1 rRNA gene is annotated in these 1,688 nt (G+C 48.7%); it reads left to right on the forward strand.

Features of this window, described 5'->3' with window-relative positions:
* Positions 1 to 164: 164 nt before the first annotated feature.
* Positions 165 to 1,688 (forward strand): 23S ribosomal RNA (locus BAQ48_RS13985); the annotation flags it as partial.

Here is a 1,688-nt window from a genome sequence, read left to right on the forward strand (position 1 = left end):
GGCTGGATCACCTCCTTTCTATGGAGAATTGATGAACGCTGTTCATCAATATAAGTTTCCGTGTTTCGTTTTGTTCAGTTTTGAGAGAACTATCTCTCATATATAAATGTATGTTCTTTGAAAACTAGATAACAGTGTAGCTCATATTTTTTAATTTTTAGTTTGGTTAAGTTAGAAAGGGCGCACGGTGGATGCCTTGACACTAGGAGTCGATGAAGGACGGGACTAACGCCGATATGCTTCGGGGAGCTGTAAGTAAGCTTTGATCCGAAGATTTCCGAATGGGGAAACCCACCATACGTAATGGTATGGTATCCTTATCTGAATACATAGGGTAAGGAAGACAGACCCAGGGAACTGAAACATCTAAGTACCTGGAGGAAGAGAAAGCAAATGCGATTTCCTGAGTAGCGGCGAGCGAAACGGAACATAGCCCAAACCAAGAGGCTTGCCTCTTGGGGTTGTAGGACATTCTATACGGAGTTACAAAGGAATGAGGTAGACGAAGCGACCTGGAAAGGTCCGTCGTAGAGGGTAACAACCCCGTAGTCGAAACTTCATTCTCTCTTGAATGTATCCTGAGTACGGCGGAACACGTGAAATTCCGTCGGAATCTGGGAGGACCATCTCCCAAGGCTAAATACTCCCTAGTGATCGATAGTGAACCAGTACCGTGAGGGAAAGGTGAAAAGCACCCCGGAAGGGGAGTGAAAGAGATCCTGAAACCGTGTGCCTACAAATAGTCAGAGCCCGTTAATGGGTGATGGCGTGCCTTTTGTAGAATGAACCGGCGAGTTACGATCCCGTGCGAGGTTAAGCTGAAGAGGCGGAGCCGCAGCGAAAGCGAGTCTGAATAGGGCGTTTAGTACGTGGTCGTAGACCCGAAACCAGGTGATCTACCCATGTCCAGGGTGAAGTTCAGGTAACACTGAATGGAGGCCCGAACCCACGCACGTTGAAAAGTGCGGGGATGAGGTGTGGGTAGCGGAGAAATTCCAATCGAACCTGGAGATAGCTGGTTCTCCCCGAAATAGCTTTAGGGCTAGCCTTAAGTTTAAGAGTCTTGGAGGTAGAGCACTGATTGGACTAGGGGTCCTCATCGGATTACCGAATTCAGTCAAACTCCGAATGCCAACGACTTATACTTAGGAGTCAGACTGCGAGTGATAAGATCCGTAGTCAAAAGGGAAACAGCCCAGACCGCCAGCTAAGGTCCCAAAGTGTGTATTAAGTGGAAAAGGATGTGGAGTTGCTTAGACAACTAGGATGTTGGCTTAGAAGCAGCCACCATTTAAAGAGTGCGTAATAGCTCACTAGTCGAGTGACTCTGCGCCGAAAATGTACCGGGGCTAAATACACCACCGAAGCTGCGGATTGATACCAATGGTATCAGTGGTAGGGGAGCGTTCTAAGGACAGTGAAGTCAGACCGTAAGGACTGGTGGAGTGCTTAGAAGTGAGAATGCCGGTATGAGTAGCGAAAGACGGGTGAGAATCCCGTCCACCGAATGCCTAAGGTTTCCTGAGGAAGGCTCGTCCGCTCAGGGTTAGTCAGGACCTAAGCCGAGGCCGACAGGCGTAGGCGATGGACAACAGGTTGATATTCCTGTACCACCTCTTTATCGTTTGAGCAATGGAGGGACGCAGAAGGATAGAAGAAGCGTGCGATTGGTTGTGCACGTCCAAGCA

Origin of the sequence: Bacillus luti (assembly GCF_001884105.1) — a bacterium.
In the GTDB taxonomy this organism is placed as follows: domain Bacteria; phylum Bacillota; class Bacilli; order Bacillales; family Bacillaceae_G; genus Bacillus_A; species Bacillus_A luti.